The organism is Tenacibaculum profundi (assembly GCF_052050075.1).
GTDB lineage: Bacteria > Bacteroidota > Bacteroidia > Flavobacteriales > Flavobacteriaceae > Polaribacter.
On the sequence record NZ_CP197225.1, the window covers coordinates 207,319 to 222,916 of the forward strand.

The 15,598-nt window shown below is 29.5% G+C and carries 15 protein-coding genes; 6 read left to right on the forward strand and 9 right to left on the reverse strand.

Going from position 1 to position 15,598, the window contains the following annotated elements:
- Nucleotides 1–55: 55 nt before the first annotated feature.
- Together ACSIGE_RS00675 and ACSIGE_RS00680 are read left to right on the forward strand one after the other, a co-directional pair.
- Nucleotides 56–616, forward strand: a complete 561-nt coding sequence (locus tag ACSIGE_RS00675) for a helix-turn-helix domain-containing protein (protein WP_440880877.1) — start codon at nucleotides 56–58, stop codon at nucleotides 614–616.
- Between the two features lie 79 nt (nucleotides 617–695).
- A complete protein-coding gene (locus tag ACSIGE_RS00680; protein ID WP_440880878.1) occupies nucleotides 696–1,412 on the forward strand; it encodes a heavy-metal-associated domain-containing protein in 717 nt (238 codons plus the stop codon).
- A gap of 37 nt (nucleotides 1,413–1,449) precedes the next feature.
- On the opposite strand, the gene dnaX is transcribed toward ACSIGE_RS00680, so the two are convergent.
- The gene (gene dnaX, locus ACSIGE_RS00685) at nucleotides 1,450–3,132 is read right to left on the reverse strand and encodes a DNA polymerase III subunit gamma/tau (protein ID WP_440880879.1); all 1,683 of its coding nucleotides are present in this window, start codon (nucleotides 3,130–3,132) and stop codon (nucleotides 1,450–1,452) included.
- A 139-nt stretch (nucleotides 3,133–3,271) separates the two neighbouring features.
- Between dnaX and ACSIGE_RS00690 the strand changes: the two genes are divergently transcribed.
- From ACSIGE_RS00690 to ACSIGE_RS00700, 3 genes are all read left to right on the forward strand, one after another.
- Complete coding sequence (locus ACSIGE_RS00690; RefSeq protein WP_440882230.1) at nucleotides 3,272–3,889, forward strand: alpha-ketoglutarate-dependent dioxygenase AlkB family protein; 618 nt, start codon at nucleotides 3,272–3,274, stop codon at nucleotides 3,887–3,889.
- 100 nt (nucleotides 3,890–3,989) lie between these two features.
- Complete coding sequence (locus ACSIGE_RS00695; protein ID WP_440880880.1) at nucleotides 3,990–4,340, forward strand: hypothetical protein; 351 nt, start codon at nucleotides 3,990–3,992, stop codon at nucleotides 4,338–4,340.
- Nucleotides 4,327–5,514, forward strand: coding sequence for a sensor histidine kinase (locus tag ACSIGE_RS00700; RefSeq protein ID WP_440880881.1), 1,188 nt, complete (start codon nucleotides 4,327–4,329; stop codon nucleotides 5,512–5,514). The genes ACSIGE_RS00695 and ACSIGE_RS00700 overlap by 14 nt, the downstream gene beginning before the upstream one ends.
- Nucleotides 5,515–5,538: 24 nt before the next feature.
- Here ACSIGE_RS00700 and ACSIGE_RS00705 read toward each other — a convergent pair whose 3' ends face one another.
- From ACSIGE_RS00705 to fdhD, 8 genes are all read right to left on the reverse strand, one after another.
- Nucleotides 5,539–6,081 carry an NUDIX hydrolase gene (locus tag ACSIGE_RS00705; protein WP_440880882.1) on the reverse strand — a complete coding sequence of 181 codons (543 nt, stop codon included), beginning with the start codon at nucleotides 6,079–6,081 and terminating at the stop codon, nucleotides 5,539–5,541.
- Nucleotides 6,082–6,226: 145 nt separating this feature from the next.
- Nucleotides 6,227–7,315, reverse strand: coding sequence for a M42 family metallopeptidase (locus ACSIGE_RS00710; RefSeq protein WP_440880883.1), 1,089 nt, complete (start codon nucleotides 7,313–7,315; stop codon nucleotides 6,227–6,229).
- Nucleotides 7,316–7,362: 47 nt separating this feature from the next.
- Nucleotides 7,363–8,166, reverse strand: coding sequence for a lysophospholipid acyltransferase family protein (locus ACSIGE_RS00715; protein WP_440880884.1), 804 nt, complete (start codon nucleotides 8,164–8,166; stop codon nucleotides 7,363–7,365).
- A 52-nt stretch (nucleotides 8,167–8,218) separates the two neighbouring features.
- Nucleotides 8,219–8,848, reverse strand: coding sequence for an NUDIX hydrolase (locus tag ACSIGE_RS00720; RefSeq protein WP_440880885.1), 630 nt, complete (start codon nucleotides 8,846–8,848; stop codon nucleotides 8,219–8,221).
- A 138-nt stretch (nucleotides 8,849–8,986) separates the two neighbouring features.
- Entirely contained in the window at nucleotides 8,987–10,507 is a 1,521-nt protein-coding gene (locus ACSIGE_RS00725) for a hypothetical protein (protein ID WP_440880886.1), read from the reverse strand.
- Nucleotides 10,508–10,526: 19 nt separating this feature from the next.
- On the reverse strand, nucleotides 10,527–11,141 hold the full coding sequence (locus ACSIGE_RS00730) for an SPOR domain-containing protein (RefSeq protein ID WP_440880887.1): 615 nt from the start codon (nucleotides 11,139–11,141) through the stop codon (nucleotides 10,527–10,529).
- Between the two features lie 47 nt (nucleotides 11,142–11,188).
- Complete coding sequence (locus ACSIGE_RS00735; protein ID WP_440880888.1) at nucleotides 11,189–13,486, reverse strand: FdhF/YdeP family oxidoreductase; 2,298 nt, start codon at nucleotides 13,484–13,486, stop codon at nucleotides 11,189–11,191.
- A complete protein-coding gene (gene fdhD / locus ACSIGE_RS00740) occupies nucleotides 13,483–14,283 on the reverse strand; it encodes a formate dehydrogenase accessory sulfurtransferase FdhD (RefSeq protein WP_440880889.1) in 801 nt (266 codons plus the stop codon). Before fdhD ends, ACSIGE_RS00735 begins: the two co-directional genes overlap by 4 nt.
- A 108-nt stretch (nucleotides 14,284–14,391) precedes the next feature.
- Here fdhD and ACSIGE_RS00745 point away from each other — a divergent pair, with 108 nt between their 5' ends.
- Nucleotides 14,392–15,111: a DUF4294 domain-containing protein gene (locus ACSIGE_RS00745; RefSeq protein WP_440880890.1), complete on the forward strand. Its 720-nt coding sequence runs from the start codon at nucleotides 14,392–14,394 to the stop codon at nucleotides 15,109–15,111.
- The last annotated feature ends 487 nt before the right edge of the window (nucleotides 15,112–15,598 follow it).

The window sequence follows — 15,598 nt, forward strand, 5'->3', positions numbered from 1 at the left end:
ATTTTTTAGGTAATGATTTTATGTTAAACTAAAAACGGTTGATTCAGGATAAGAGATGATCATTATTATTAAAAATATGGTTTGTAGTCGCTGTAAAATGGTTGTTAATTCAATTTTTATAGAAATAGGATTACATCCTAAAAAAGTTATTTTAGGTGAAGTTGAGATAAAAGAAAAGGATATTAGTTCTGTCAGAAAAAGGTTAGAGGAAAGGCTAAATTATTTTGGTTTCGAGATTTTAACTGATTCCAAAGAAATGATTGTTGAGAAAGTTAAAATTACCATTATTGATTTAGTTCAAAATCAAAATAGTAATCTTAACGTAAAATTATCTGAATATCTTAAACAAGAAATTCATAAAGATTATAGTACTTTGAGCAATATATTTTCTGAATTTGAAAAGATTACAATTGAAAAGTATTTTATTTTGCAAAAAGTTGAAAAAGTAAAAGAATTATTAGGTTATAATGAGTTTACTTTGAGTGAAATAGCGTTGCAGCTCAATTATTCATCTGTAGCTTATTTAAGTAATCAATTCAAAAAAGTAACGGGGCTAAGTCCAAGTCAGTTCAAAAAAACGAAATTTATCAAGCGAAAATCCATCGAAACCTTATAAATCTTACAAATTATATCCAAAATTATACAAGCAATTGAAGTCAGAAAAGAAGTAATTTTATTTATTAATTGATAATAATATGACTCAGAACTATAACTTAAAGGGAATGACTTGTGGAAGCTGTGAAGCTAAAGTTAAGACCTCTCTTTTTTCTTTAAATGGTATTACGTCGGTTGTGATTTCAAAAGAAAACGGTACAGCAATTATAGGAATGGATAGAAATATTCCTACAGCTGATTTGCAAAGTGTTTTAAATAGTAAATATAAAATATCTGATAAATCAGAAAGTATATCAAATGATAAAAGTAATTCTTTTTTTCAGACATATAAACCAGTTTTATTAATCTTTTTGTACATATTTTGCTCTACAGGCTTAATTGAAATTATATCTGATAATTTAAGAGTAGACAGGTGGATGAGGCATTTTATGGCTTGTTTCTTTTTAATTTTTTCATTTTTCAAGCTGTTAAATTTAAAGGGTTTTAAAGAGAGCTATGCTATGTATGATATCGTAGCTAAGAAATTTCCCAATTGGGGATATATTTATGCATTTATCGAATTAATAATTGGAATAGCATTTTTAATAAATTTTAATATACTTATAACGAGTAGTATTACTTTTTTAGTGATGTCTATTAGTATTGTAGGAGTATTACAAACTGTTTTAGATAAAAAGACAATAAAATGTGCTTGTTTAGGAAATGTTTTTAATTTACCAATGAGTACAGTAACGATTGTTGAAGATGGAATGATGATTATAATGAGTGCGGTAATGTTGATGAATGAATTATTTTAAAATAACAATATTTATAGTTATAACTGAGAAAAATCTTCTAAAGATCCAAACCAAAAGCCGTTTTGAACTTTTCTAAAAGAGGGTTTTTTTCTTTTAATTTCGCGAACTTTTCTTGTGGAGTATAAGCAAACTTTTTTTCTACAGTTTCATTCAAATTTATAATAATCTGAATGCCATAGTTGTTTAATTTTTCCCTCAAAAAACGTAATAATTTAGGTTTTCCTTTGTTTAATTGATTAAACATTAATTCATTAGGTACTGAAATTCCGATTTGATAATTTTCGTATAATTTAGGCTCATCTGACGCGATGATAGAAGCCATACTTCTCTCACCAATATCCTGTAGATTAAAATAGTATTTTTTCCAAGCATCTTTCAGTTGTTTATGAGTAAAATTTGTTCGAGGATGATTATCATAGTTCTCTTCTTCATCAACTTTTTTATATTCTTTTTTTTGACTAAGACTTTTGAACGAAAGAGCAGAAGTTCTTCTTTTTACATCTTTTAATAAAGGTTTTGAATCTTTTACTTTTAAAACTTCATTTACTTCTTGTTTAGATTGCTTTAGAATCTTTTTATTTTGTTTGGTGACTTTTGGTGTTAAAGTTGTAAAAAACGTAGCTGGTATTATGTAGTTCCTAGATTTTTTTTTTGCTCCATCGAATGTGATAGAGGCAATTTGCATTAAGGTCAGTTCAACAAGCAATCGCTGATTTTTACTAGTTTTATATTTTAGATCACAATCATTAGCTTTGTCTATAGCTTGTAATAAAAAATCCATTGTAGCTTTTATGGCTTGCTCTTGGTATTTTTTCTTAGCGGAATCACCAACCTCTAATAATGAAATTGTAGAGGAATCTTTTGAAACAAGTAAATCTCTAAAATGTGAAGCTAAACCACTTATAAAATGATTTCCTTCAAAACCTTTCGACAGAACATTATTATAAGCTATCAAAATTTCAGGAATTTTGTTTTCTATAAGCAAATCGGTTAATGAAAAATAGATGTCATAATCTAAAACATTAAGGTTTTGATTGACAGCTCCTCTCGTTAAGTTATTTCCAGAAAAGCTTACTACTCTATCAAATATAGACAAAGCATCACGCATTGCTCCATCTGCTTTTTGAGCAATTATATGAAGTGCATCATCCTCAGCGTTAATATTCTCCTTAGAACAAATAGTTTTTAAATATTCTTTAGCGTCAAAAACACTAATTCTTTTAAAATCAAATATCTGACATCTTGATAAAATTGTAGGTATAATTTTGTGTTTTTCTGTAGTAGCTAAAATGAAAATAGCATGAGCAGGAGGTTCTTCAAGTGTTTTTAGGAAAGCGTTAAAAGCAGCTTGAGATAGCATGTGAACTTCATCAATAATATAAACCTTATATTTTCCTGTTTGTGGAGGAATTCTAACTTGGTCAGTTAAGTTTCTGATATCGTCTACTGAATTATTCGATGCTGCGTCTAATTCAAAAATATTAAAAGCGAAATCCTCATCATCTTCATTACTTTGAGACGCTTCTTCATTAATTCTTTTAGCAAGAATTCTAGCACAAGAAGTTTTCCCAACACCCCTTGGCCCTGTGAACAATAAAGCTTGGGCTAAATGATTATTCTTAATGGCATTTTCTAGTGTATTTGTAATCGCTTGTTGACCTACTACATCTGTAAAGGTTTGAGGGCGATACTTTCTTGCTGATACTATAAAATGTTCCATTAAGCCTTGAATTAAACAAGAGCAAAAATAGAAAACCGAATGCCAAGAAACAAATAAAACTTTTTTGTTGCAGCATTTAGCTATGGGAAAAATAACAAGCAAAAACCTTAAATTTGTTAATATTAATTTAGCTAAAAAAATGGATCTTTTTTCTCAATTTAATGATATTTCTGACAATTTATTACCAGAAGATGGTAGGGTCTTCTATCATGGTATGATTCTAGAAAAAGAAGAGACTAAAACGTATTTTGAAAGGCTAATGAAAAATATTGAATGGATAAATGACGAGGTTTTAATTTTTGGAAGACGAATTGTAACTAAAAGAAAAGTAGCTTGGTATGCTGAAAAGCCTTTTAAATATTCTTATTCAAATATGACAAAAGTAGCAACACTTTTTACTGAAGATTTATTGGAATTAAAAGAACTGGTAGAAGAAAAGACGAAAGAAACATATAATTCATGTTTGTTAAATTTATATCATAGTGGATCTGAAGGTATGGGATGGCACTCAGATGATGAAAAAGACTTAAAACAGTTTGGAACTATTGCATCTTTGTCATTAGGAGCAGAGCGTAAATTTGTTTTTAAGCATAAAAAAAATAAAAATACAGTTTCTCTAAATCTACAAAATGGGTCACTTCTTGTAATGAAAGGAAGTACACAAAAAAATTGGTTGCATAGTTTACCATCTACAAAAAAAGTACAACAACCAAGAATAAATTTAACATTTAGGACAATTGATGAGGAAAGGTTTTAAAAGGAGTTTTTTTAGTTGTTGATAAAACAAACGTCACTGTTTTTTTTAAAATAATTGAAATTTTATTGTAAATTTGATCAAACTAAAAAGCCAAACTATTATGAAAATTGCAAACAATAAACGAAAACTTAAGAGGGGGTTTGTTTGTAAGATTAATTACAATAAAAAAGAAATTTTTTCTAAAAAATTATTAACGGGATGGGAGAAAAAATACAATTATTTTTTCAATGTTGAAGCACCCCTAAATAAATTTAACCTTATTTTTCCGTGTAAAAATACGTTCGAATATTTAGTAGAAAAAGGGAGACAAAATGACTTCCTCAATACAGAACCCTCACTTTATGCAATTATTGATTCTATTACTACAGACATTTTAAATAATCAAAATACAAATAGAAGTTCAAAAATTGATTTAGGAACGGCTATTCTATTTTCCAATGCAGCTAATTAGAAAACTACTTAGTTTATTTTTTTTAGTTTATTTTTCTACCTATTCTAGTGGAGCGACAAATTTTTTAAAGTATGTAAATGAAATTGAAGAATTTCCTCATATTAAAATAAATGATCGTTTTATAAATTTAATAGATTTAGAAATTCCTCGTTTAGAGTTTATTTCAATTGGTGTAGTTAAATCAATAACACAGGTTCCATCTAGTATTGAAGGGGGTATACTAAAAGAAAAAGAAATAAAATACAGAAAAGATAGATTTATTAGCAATGGTTTATTCGAAGTTACTAATAATTTAAATTCTTTTAATGTTGTTCACGAGCTTTCACCTCAAGAAAAAGAATTAAAAAGACAAAAAAATATACAAAAAATATTACTTTTAGGAGCTGCTGTGTTGATTGTTTTTATAGGAGTTCTATGGAATTTATATCACAAACTAAAAAAAAAGAACCAATTAATTACGTTACAGAAAGAAGATTTAAAAATAGCAAATAATACGAAAGATTATTTATTTGCTGTAGTTTCTCATGATTTAAGATCTCCGATGAATGCTATTAAAAAGCAACATTTAATTCTAAAATCTTGTATTGAATCAAATGATTTAGCTGGAATTAAACAAGCGAATGACAAGGCGATCTTTGTAACGGATAGTACAAGCCACTTATTAAATAATATACTCCATTGGTCTTTAGAACAAAGTAATCAATTGATGTTTAGTGCTAAAGAATATTCTTTAAAACCACTTATTAAACACGTATTGCATGATTATTTAGTTTTCATAGAAATGAGGCAAGTTAAAATTGTAACCGAATTAGATAATGTTTTGGTTTACATAGATAAGGAATCTATCAAAATAGTTTTAAGAAACCTATTAGATAACTCTCTTAAATATATATTGAATAAAGGCGAAATTAAAATAAGGGCTGGGGTTTTTACTGATGATAAAGTAAAAATAGAAATTAAAGATACAGGTCAAGGTATTTTGCCTCAAAAATTAGAGAAAATAAACGCATTAAAAGATCTTAGTATTGAAAAAATTAATCGGTCAAAAGGAGTCGGACTAGGAATTTTATTATGTCAAACTTTAATAAAGAAAAATAAAGGAAGCATTAATTTTGAAAGCGAGTTAAATAAAGGTACTAAAATAACTATTTTATTGCCAAAAGCAGTAGGATAGGAGGATTTAGTTTTACAATAGTGTTTATGCTAAAATATCTTTAATTTTATTATAAACAAAAGAATAGTAATTTTGGTATTCAGGTAACAAAATACCTTCGTGTTTACTTATTTCATTTAAAATAGTCAAATCAAACAGTTTTACATCATCTACTTCAAGTTTTTGAATTCTTAAATTTTCTATATGATCAGTTAGTTCAGAAATAAATACATGATGAAATTCATTATCAATTATGCCATTTCTGTGCGTAACCTTATGCCTACGAACATCAATTTTATGTAACTTTTCTGGTTTGATAATAAAATTAATTTCTTCTTTAGCTTCCCTTATTGCAGCTATTTCTATTTTTTCACCAGCAGATACATGTCCAGCAACAGAAATATCCCATATACCTGGATAAACTTTTTTGGTTAAAGCTCTTTTTTGAAGTAATATTTTTTTATCTAATGTGTATAACCATACATGAGCGGTAATATGATAATATCCATATTTATGTGCCTCAGATTTCCAACATGTTTTTCCTGTATAATTACCTTTTTTATCAACAATGTCAATTAATTCATCCATACTGTTGTTATTTAAATTAACGATAATATATTTTAAGTCAAATACAATTTTTAATAAACTTTTGACGTATTTTTTATAAAAGGCTAATTATAGCTAGAAGTAAAAAAAACGCTACTGACAATTTTACAGCAACGTTTTTTATTTATTATTTGAAATACGAGAAATTCTCGCCTTCTTTAATTTTTAGAAGGCTCTCATATATCATTTTAATAACATTTTCAACATCCTCTTTGTGAACCATTTCAACGGTGGTGTGCATGTAGCGAAGTGGTAAGGATATAAGTGCTGATGCTACGCCTCCATTACTATATGCAAATGCATCAGTATCGGTACCAGTTGCTCTCGATAAAGCAGAACGTTGAAAAGGTATTTTTTTCTCTTCAGCAGTGTCTATAATTAAATCTCTTAGCTTTTGTTGAACTGCAGGAGCATAAGCTACAACAGGTCCTTTACCAAGCTCTAAATGTCCTTCTTTTTTTTGATCAATCATTGGTGTTGTCGTATCATGAGTCACATCTGTGACGATAGCAACATTAGGTTTAATTGTTTGCGTAATCATTTCGGCTCCTCTTAATCCGATTTCTTCTTGAACGGAGTTGGTAATATATAGGCCGAAAGGAAGTTTCTTACCATTTTCATGTAATAATCTAGCTACTTCAGCTATCATAAAGCCTCCCATTCGATTATCAAGTGCTCTACAAATAAATTTGTTTTCGTTTAGAATATGAAATTCATCGGGATAAGTAATAACACAACCTACATGAATACCTAGCTTTTCAACTTCTTCCTTATTAGAGCATCCGCAATCAATAAAAATATTATCAGGCTTTGGTGCTTCTTCTTTAGCTCTATTCCTTGTATGTATTGCAGGCCACCCAAATACACCTTTTACGATTCCGTTTTTGGTATGAATATTAACTATTTTACTAGGAGCAATTTGATGATCACTACCTCCATTTCGTATCACATAAATCAAGCCGTTATCAGAAATATAATTAACGTACCAAGAGATTTCATCAGCATGCCCCTCAATGACTACCTTATATTTAGCTTCAGGGTTTATGACTCCTACAGCGGAACCATATGTGTCTGTAATGAATTCATCAACATAAGGTTTCAGGTAATTCATCCAAATTTTTTGACCCTCCCACTCGTATCCTGTAGGTGATGCGTTATTTAAATATTTTTCTAAAAATTCAATAGATTTCTTATTGAGAATTGATTTTGAATCCATTATTATGTATTTAATTAGTTTGAATAAGTGTAAGATTTATAATTAAATTAGCACCAAAACTTACGTTTCTCATTAAGTTCTTCTTGTTCTTTAATTTGCAAAGGAGTAAGAACTTTTAGAAAAGAGGGATGCTGCTCAATTGCATATTCAATTTTTTCTACAATACTTTGTATGTTTTCATTTTCATAATCAATTTCTAAAGGTTCTTTTATAATCATTGATTGCAATACATTACGTTTTTTGATTTGTAATCCTTTTTTATCAAAAGATCTTCTAAATCCATCAATAACAATAGGTACTACAATAGGTTTATAAGTTTTGATAATATGAGCAGTACCTCTTCTTATTGGTTTGAAAGCGGTAGTTGTACCTTGAGGAAATGTAACAACCCAACCATCATCTAAAGCTTTTCCTATATTTGAAATGTCAGACAACTTTACTTGACGATTAATATTTTTTCCACCACTTCTCCACGTTCTATCAATTGATACGGATCCAGTATATGCAAATATTTTTGGTAATAATCCTGATCTCATGGTTTCTCCAGCAGCTATATAGTATATATTAAGTTTCGGATGCCAGATATATCCAATATTTTTGATATTATCAATTCGCCCCTTTAGAGCAGCATTAAATACATGAAACATTGCAGCTACATCAGCAAAATAAGTTTGGTGATTAGATATGAAAAGAACGTTCTGATCTGGAAGTTGACGTATAATTTCAGAGCCCTCTATTTGGAGTTCGTTAAATCTTCGATACCTTCCATGAGAGATGATACCTAAGATACGAATTAACCATTTTTTTATCCATAAAATATGTCCAAACGGATTCCTTTTGAATAGGGGCATATATGTTGTTTTTGTTAGTAAAATGCTAAATTACAAAAGAAAAAGAAAAATGTTATAATTTAATTAAATCTTTAATTTCAGATAATATCATTGCCGTAGCTCCCCAAACAATATAACCATTTAATTTAAAGCTAGGTACTTCAACATTATCCATATATGAAGTACTCATAGGTGTATATATGACATTAGATTCATTTAATAATTCCTTTACTGAAACCTCTATTATTTCAGCAACTTCATAATTTGGTTTAAAAATTGGTTTCCGATTACAATAACCTATAAAAGGAGCAACTAAGAAATTACTAGGTGGTATATAGGTATCGGATAGCCTACGAATAATTGTTATTTCATTATGATTAATACCGATTTCCTCATTAGCCTCTCTCAAAGCTGTGCTTTTTAAATTTAAATCAATAGGATCAGGCTTTCCTCCAGGGAAACTTACTTGCGCGGAATGAGTTCCTTTGTAACTAGCACGTTTTGTTAATAAAAATGTGGTATCATTATTTTCATTGGGATAAAACAATGCTAAAACAGCTGCCTCTCTGGGGTTTCTATCTAGTATCATTGCTTCTGTATATCTTAGACGAATTTCAGGAGCTAACTTTAATTGTGAAGTAACTCCCCCGAGAGAACGTTGCTTAAAATGACTAATTTGATTTTGAAAATCAGAGAAAAACATAATTCAGTGGATATAATTACAAACATATTGTTTTATAAACGTTAAAACAATATTTAATTTCAATTTTAACTTGAGCCCAGCTTAAAATAACAAACTAATGATAAAACTAAAATAAGATATTCTATAGTTAGTTACTTGTTAATTTTTCATGCTTAAAAATGAAAATTTATAATTAATACCAAGGTTAAAGATAGAAGTATCTAAGGCGCCTCTTTTAGCTTTTATAAATCCTGTTCCAAGCCTAAAACTTAACATTCTATTTAATTTGAAATCTAAGCCTATACTGGGTTTAAGAATGAGTCCTTGACCAGTACTAATACCACCACCACCAGCAGCACCTCCTAGCATTTGAGTGAAGATATATGTTGAATTTCTAAAGAATCGATTGGATTTTATACCAAGCCCAACAATTCCTTCAGCATAGGCTCCCGCATCTCCAAAATTAGCAAAAGCGGCTTGACCTGCTACAAATATATGCTCGTTTAAGAAAAAATTAACTTGAAAAGATATTTGATGTAAATCCTGTCTTTTGTTCTTATCTCTTTGAGCATCAGTGTAAAAATCTTGTTTTATGATGGCTTCAATGCCTTTAAACTTTCCTAAGGAATAAGTACTCTGGTTAGAAGATGCTCCATCTTTATCAACATAATATTTTAATCCATATCCAAATGAAGATGCTGAAAAATGAGTATTTGGACTTAATACATAGCCTTTGTTTAAAGAAAAATATATATTGTCAAAAAGTTTTTGTTCTAGAGAAATATCGGGATAAAGCAAAAAGCCTCCTTGCGTATCTACACCACCACCACCACCTGCACCAATACCAAATTTAGTCAGAATATTTGTGCGTTTTTTATTAAAATAAAGTTGATATCCAGCTCCTATAAAAAGGTCCATATATCCTGCTTTAATACCTTTATACGCACCATCTGATTTTATAAAATAGAAAAAGTTATCATTTAGGTATGAATTAAATTCAAAACCAGCTAAATGAATTGTTTTTCCGTTATAGTTTCCTTTAGTTACATTCATATTATTTAAATGTACAAATAAGGAGTTTTTATTTACAGGGATGTTTCCCCAATCAGTTGCTTTTAATTTTTCTATTGAACAACTAATTTCTTTATTATTAAATGTAGTGTAATTGAATGAAAGAGGTATTTGAAGAGCTATATTAAACTGATTACTTTTTATGAGTCCTTCATCAAAAAAGTTAATATAACTGTAACCAGCATTAATTGAAAAATAGTCAAAGTTATAGCCAAGATTTATATGAGGAAGAATAAAAGCACCGCCACCATCAGGTGCGGATGCACCGCCGCCGCCGCCAAAATGAATACCAGAATCTAAAAATAGTTTATTTGTTAATTTTTTTTGAATTCCTGCATTAACGCCTAGCGTAAAAAAACCACCTCTAATACCACTAATGGAACTATACATACCTAATCCAGCATAGCTCCAATCATTTATTTTTAAGTTATAATGAACTCCTGAAAACCCCATATTAACTTCTTTTTTAGGCATATTTACCGATAAAAAATCTATTTGGCCGAATGCGTTTTGAGTTTTAAAAAGAGGAATTTGGTCTTGTCCTTGCAACAAATAAGCACTCAATCCTAAACTAAAGGTGAGTGCTTTTTTTATTAAATTTTTTAACATGTATATTAATTAAGTCAATTTAATGATGTATTTTCTGTCGTTCTCCGTTAATGTAAGAAGCGACAAAAGCATCTTGAAACCCTATTTTAACTAATTCAGTTTTCATCTTTTTTGCTTCACTAAGTGCTTCAAATAAACCTATTGAGTATTTAAATAATTCATCATTTTTTGATGCGATTCCAACTAAAGTGTTTTCTGATATCAAAGGATGTCTATTTTTGGAAAAAATTCCGATTTGAACAGAATATACAGTTTGTCCATTATAATTCTCTTCAATGTTGCTAATATCGTCATCAATACTTGTATTTTCTTGATTTAAGTCTTCATCTTCATAAGAACTAGTAGAATTGGAAATACTATCTATAACTCTTTTTGCTTCTTGTGCTTTAATTTTAGTTACATCAATTTTTTTATTACCCTTTTCACCACCGATTCTTGGCATAAAAAATATAATTCCTATTGCAAGACCTAAAAGAAGCCCCAAAATAACAGCAATTGTTCTAGCTTTTTGCTTTTGATGCTGAATATTTTCTTGCATATCGCTTAATTCCTTTTCTTTTTCTTCTAGTTTTAATTTTGCATTATCAATGTCTTCTTGCATTAATTGGTACTTTGATTCTTCGATAAAAGGCATACTTTGTTCTTTAAAGTTGGTTTAGGATACAAAAATACAAATCTTTTTTAATTTGACTTCTCAATACTGATGATAACTCCTTTAGAGGCAGGTGTGTTACTAATTCTTGCTTTGTTTTTTATAGGTATTAAAACGTTAGCTTCTGGAAAGTAAGTAGCCATGCAGTTCTTAGGTATATTATAGGGTATGACTAAAAAGTATTTTGCAATCCTTTTTTCATCTTGAAAATGACTAATTAAATTAATCTTATCTAATTTTTTAAGTTTAAATTTTTTCACATCTTCTGGGTTCATAAAAACAACTCTTCTTTCATTATACACCCCTCTATATCTATCATCTAAACCGTAGATTGTTGTATTATATTGATCGTGGGTTCTTATCGTCATTAAAATGAATTGATCATCACGTAAAATAATATCCGAAGTTTTATTTAAAGTAAAATTAGCTCTACCTGTTGAAGTAGAAGAGAAGTCTCCTTTTCGAGCATTATTAGGAAGATAAAAACCTCCTTTTTTACGAATTCTTTCATTATAATTTTCAAAACCATTAATAGTTGCTTCAATTTTATTTCTTATCAAATCATAGTTTGAAGACAGCTTTTTCCAATTTACCTTAGTGTTTTTTAATGTTTTTTCTGCTATACCAGCGATAATCTTAGGCTCACTCAATAAAAGAGAAGAACAGGGAGGAAGATGCCCTTTCGATTTATGTACAATTCCCATTGAATTTTCAACGGAAATAAATTGTTCAATTCCATTTTGAACATCTTTTTCAGATCTTCCTAAGCAGGGTAGAATTAAAGCTTGTTTACCATGTATCAAATGACTTCTATTTAATTTTGTAGAAACATGAACAGTTAAATTACAATTTCTCATTGCTGATGCAGTAAATTCGGTGTCTGGAGCTGCTGAAATAAAATTACCTCCCATTGCTATGAATACTTTTGCCTTTTTTTTATGCATGGCTTCAATAGCTCCAACAACGTCATATCCATGTTTTTTTGGCGTGTTAAATTTAAATTCTTTTTCCAACGCATTTAAAAAGGATAACTTAGGCTTTTCCCAAATTCCCATAGTACGGTCGCCTTGAACATTAGAATGACCACGAACAGGACATGTTCCTGCACCTTTTTTTCCAATACTCCCTTTTAAAAGAAGTAAATTAACGACCTCTCTTATATTATCAACTCCATTTTTATGTTGCGTAAGTCCCATAGCCCAACAAATAATAATATTTTCATTATTAATAATAAGTTCAGAGGCTTTTTTGATTTCTTCAAGTGTTAATCCCGTTTGGGGTAAAAGTTGATCTATGGAATAAGAATCAAGATTTTCCATGAGATCATCAAAACCATGAGTTTGATTTTTAATAAAATCATGGTTAAACACGGAACCTGGACGCTCTTCTTCTTTTTGCTTCATTAACTTCATTATAATTTTTAATAAGGCAACGTCACCATTTATTTTTATTTGAAGAAAATAATCTGTCAATTTTTGACCATTTCCGAACCATTTTAAAGGATTTTGAGGGTCGACATAATTCATAAGCCCAACTTCAGAAAGAGGGTTTATGGTTATGATTTTACCACCTTTTTTTTTTGTTTCACTTAATGCAGTTAACATTCTTGGATGGTTTGTTCCTGGATTTTGTCCAATGACAATTACTAAATCGGCATGATTAAAATCATCAAGAGTTACTGACCCTTTTCCAATACCTAGGGTTTGTGATAGCCCACTACCACTACTTTCATGACACATATTAGAACAATCAGGCAAATTATTTGTGCCATATTGACGAGCAAAAAGCTGGTATAAAAATGCAGCTTCGTTACTTGTTCTTCCTGAAGTGTAAAATATTGCTTCATCGGGAGATTTTAAATTATTTAAATGATCTCCTATTAGAGTGAAGGCCTTTTCCCATGATATTTCTTCATAATTGGCATTTCCTTCCTTTAGTAACATGGGTGCAGTTATTCTGCCACTTTTTCCAATTTCAAAGTCAGACCATTCAGAAAGCTCTTGTACAGAATGTGTTGCTAAGAACATTGGACTAACTTTATTTTTTGTAGCTTCTTCAGCAATTGCTTTAGCTCCATTTTCGCAATATTCAGCTAAAAAAGCTCTCTTTTCATCTGGGTCAGGCCAAGCGCAACCTGGACAATCGAAACCATAAGTTTGGTTCATGTTTTTTAATAAACTAGCCCCCTTTGTAATACCCACCTCTGAAATAATATGTTTTAGAGCTGACTTTATAGCAGTTGCACCAACCGCTTTTGCAGGTATTTTTTTTAGATTAATTCCAGTATGCTTTTCTGGAGGTTGTGCATTTGTTTTTTTTGTACTCATAATGAATGAATAGTATGAGGATGTGAGTAAATTGTCATTTTTTTATTTCTTGTAAAACCAATTAAACATATTCCAAATTCTTTAGCAAAGTCAACAGCCAAAGAAGAACAAGCAGAAACAGCAATGATAATTGGAATTTTAGCAAAAAAAGCTTTACTAATAATTTCATAAGAAACTCTTCCACTAACTAAAATTATGGTAGCTTCATTCAGTTTATTTGATTGTATTAGGTATCCTATACATTTATCAACAGCATTATGCCTACCAATATCTTCCATTGAAGTAAGTAAGTTTTTGTTTTTATTGAATACAGCACTTGCATGACTACCTCCTGTTAATTGAAAGACCGTTTGAGTAGAATTCATTGTAGCGAACATTTGCTTTATTTCAGAAAAAGTTAAATGAATTTTTTTTGTAATTGGAGTTTCTTTAATTTTTATATCATTGATTTCCTTTTTTCCACAAATACCACATGATGAGACAGAAAGCAATGTTCTTTTATTTAAATACCCATTTCCTAAATCAATTTTTGCTATAATAACATTAATGATAGTGCCAAAACTTTCTTTATTGTTAAAATTTTCAATTTTTATTGGAGAAGGTTTTTTGTATATATCTTCAGCAAAGAGTAATCCTTGTATGAGGTATTTATCATTTCCAGGTGTTCGCATAACAACTGTATAGGGTTGACTATTAATATTGATCTGAAGAGGCGCTTCTACAACTAAATTATCCTCTAATTCTGAAGAAATATCACAGGAAATTTTAATGGCATCATATGTTTTAATTTGTACCATAGAAACAAATATATGTAATAAAAAAGTTAAAATTGAAATTTTATAAAATTTAAAATAATTACCTTTGGTTTATTAATATTTTCTTTTGAAAATGGTTTGTCCACTGTAATGAAAAGTATTTTAATTTTATATGTTCTATTATTCGGTTTAGTCGCAAATAGCCAAACAAAAGAAGAAGACTTTCTACAACTTGAAAATAGTTACAATTATTTACAGGAAGCGGATTCTCTTATGATTCACCTTAACGAGGTGTCAATACTGCCGAAGCATAAGTTTAAATCAACAATAGATCTAAGATATTACATGTGGTTTAAAAGAAAAGTACATAGGGCATACCCATATGCTGTATTAGCAGCCAAAAGACTAGATAGTCTAAATTTACGACTAGAGAAAATAAAATCGAAAAGAAAAAAAAGAAGATATATAAAAACTGTCCAGGAATATTTAGAAGAAGAATTAACTTCCAGGTTAAAAAAGCTTACACGGACTGAGGGAAGAATTCTACTCAAACTTATACATAGACAAACAGGTAGAACTGCTTTTAATAATATAAAGTCTTTGAGAAGTGGCTGGAAAGCATTTTGGTACAACACTACAGCAAATTTGTTTAAACTATCTTTAAAATCAAAATACAAACCTGAAACTGAAAATGAAGACTATTTAATAGAGGATGTAATTCAACGTTCATTGATTAATGAGTCTTTAGTTTATCAAGAGCCTAAGTTAAACAAGCCATATAGGCATATAGTTTCAGAGCGTAAAGGAACGATTGATGTAAGTTTTTATAAGAAGATGTTTGGGAGGAGTAGGGGTAGAAAAAAGAAGTAGCGATTAAAACTGAAAAAGGTAATTAACTCAGGTTAAGCTATTTTTTTGTTTGGTTTAAAAAAAGGTTAAAAAAAGTCTTGTTAGAATAAAAAATGGTTGTATGTTTGCAACCGCTAACGCGAAAAACGCATAGTAAAAGGGTTAGCAAGTTCATTGATTTAGCGTGTTGTTTTAGAGTTATAAAGGGGGTAAGATAATTAGTAATTGTCTGCTTTTTTTTAGTTTGTTTGAGGTTTTAATTTGACTTCGGCTGTTCTGAAAAAAAACTAAAAAAAACTTTCAAAAATGTTTGTTATTTTTAAAAAAGTTTTTAGTTTTGCATCCGCTTACGGAGAGCGACACGATCACAGAAATTTTGGAATGATAATTAGTTTATCAGTTAGTTCGATTCTAGCATTTCTACAAGAGTTTAATTTGAGATATTGATTGAGATTATATTGATTATTTTGGGTTAACAAGTTCATTGAAAATATTGAAATTGACAGCG

What these genes read in the sequence shown, in the direction of transcription:
- ACSIGE_RS00675 (WP_440880877.1), top strand. Translation starts at nt 56, where the DNA reads ATGATCATTATTATTAAAAATATGGTTTGTAGTCGCTGTAAAATGGTT.
- ACSIGE_RS00680 (WP_440880878.1), top strand. Translation starts at nt 696, where the DNA reads ATGACTCAGAACTATAACTTAAAGGGAATGACTTGTGGAAGCTGTGAA.
- dnaX (WP_440880879.1), bottom strand. Translation starts at nt 3,132, where the DNA reads ATGGAACATTTTATAGTATCAGCAAGAAAGTATCGCCCTCAAACCTTT.
- ACSIGE_RS00690 (WP_440882230.1), top strand. Translation starts at nt 3,272, where the DNA reads ATGGATCTTTTTTCTCAATTTAATGATATTTCTGACAATTTATTACCA.
- ACSIGE_RS00695 (WP_440880880.1), top strand. Translation starts at nt 3,990, where the DNA reads ATGAAAATTGCAAACAATAAACGAAAACTTAAGAGGGGGTTTGTTTGT.
- ACSIGE_RS00700 (WP_440880881.1), top strand. Translation starts at nt 4,327, where the DNA reads ATGCAGCTAATTAGAAAACTACTTAGTTTATTTTTTTTAGTTTATTTT.
- ACSIGE_RS00705 (WP_440880882.1), bottom strand. Translation starts at nt 6,081, where the DNA reads ATGGATGAATTAATTGACATTGTTGATAAAAAAGGTAATTATACAGGA.
- ACSIGE_RS00710 (WP_440880883.1), bottom strand. Translation starts at nt 7,315, where the DNA reads ATGGATTCAAAATCAATTCTCAATAAGAAATCTATTGAATTTTTAGAA.
- ACSIGE_RS00715 (WP_440880884.1), bottom strand. Translation starts at nt 8,166, where the DNA reads ATGCCCCTATTCAAAAGGAATCCGTTTGGACATATTTTATGGATAAAA.
- ACSIGE_RS00720 (WP_440880885.1), bottom strand. Translation starts at nt 8,848, where the DNA reads ATGTTTTTCTCTGATTTTCAAAATCAAATTAGTCATTTTAAGCAACGT.
- ACSIGE_RS00725 (WP_440880886.1), bottom strand. Translation starts at nt 10,507, where the DNA reads ATGTTAAAAAATTTAATAAAAAAAGCACTCACCTTTAGTTTAGGATTG.
- ACSIGE_RS00730 (WP_440880887.1), bottom strand. Translation starts at nt 11,141, where the DNA reads ATGCCTTTTATCGAAGAATCAAAGTACCAATTAATGCAAGAAGACATT.
- ACSIGE_RS00735 (WP_440880888.1), bottom strand. Translation starts at nt 13,486, where the DNA reads ATGAGTACAAAAAAAACAAATGCACAACCTCCAGAAAAGCATACTGGA.
- fdhD (WP_440880889.1), bottom strand. Translation starts at nt 14,283, where the DNA reads ATGGTACAAATTAAAACATATGATGCCATTAAAATTTCCTGTGATATT.
- ACSIGE_RS00745 (WP_440880890.1), top strand. Translation starts at nt 14,392, where the DNA reads ATGAAAAGTATTTTAATTTTATATGTTCTATTATTCGGTTTAGTCGCA.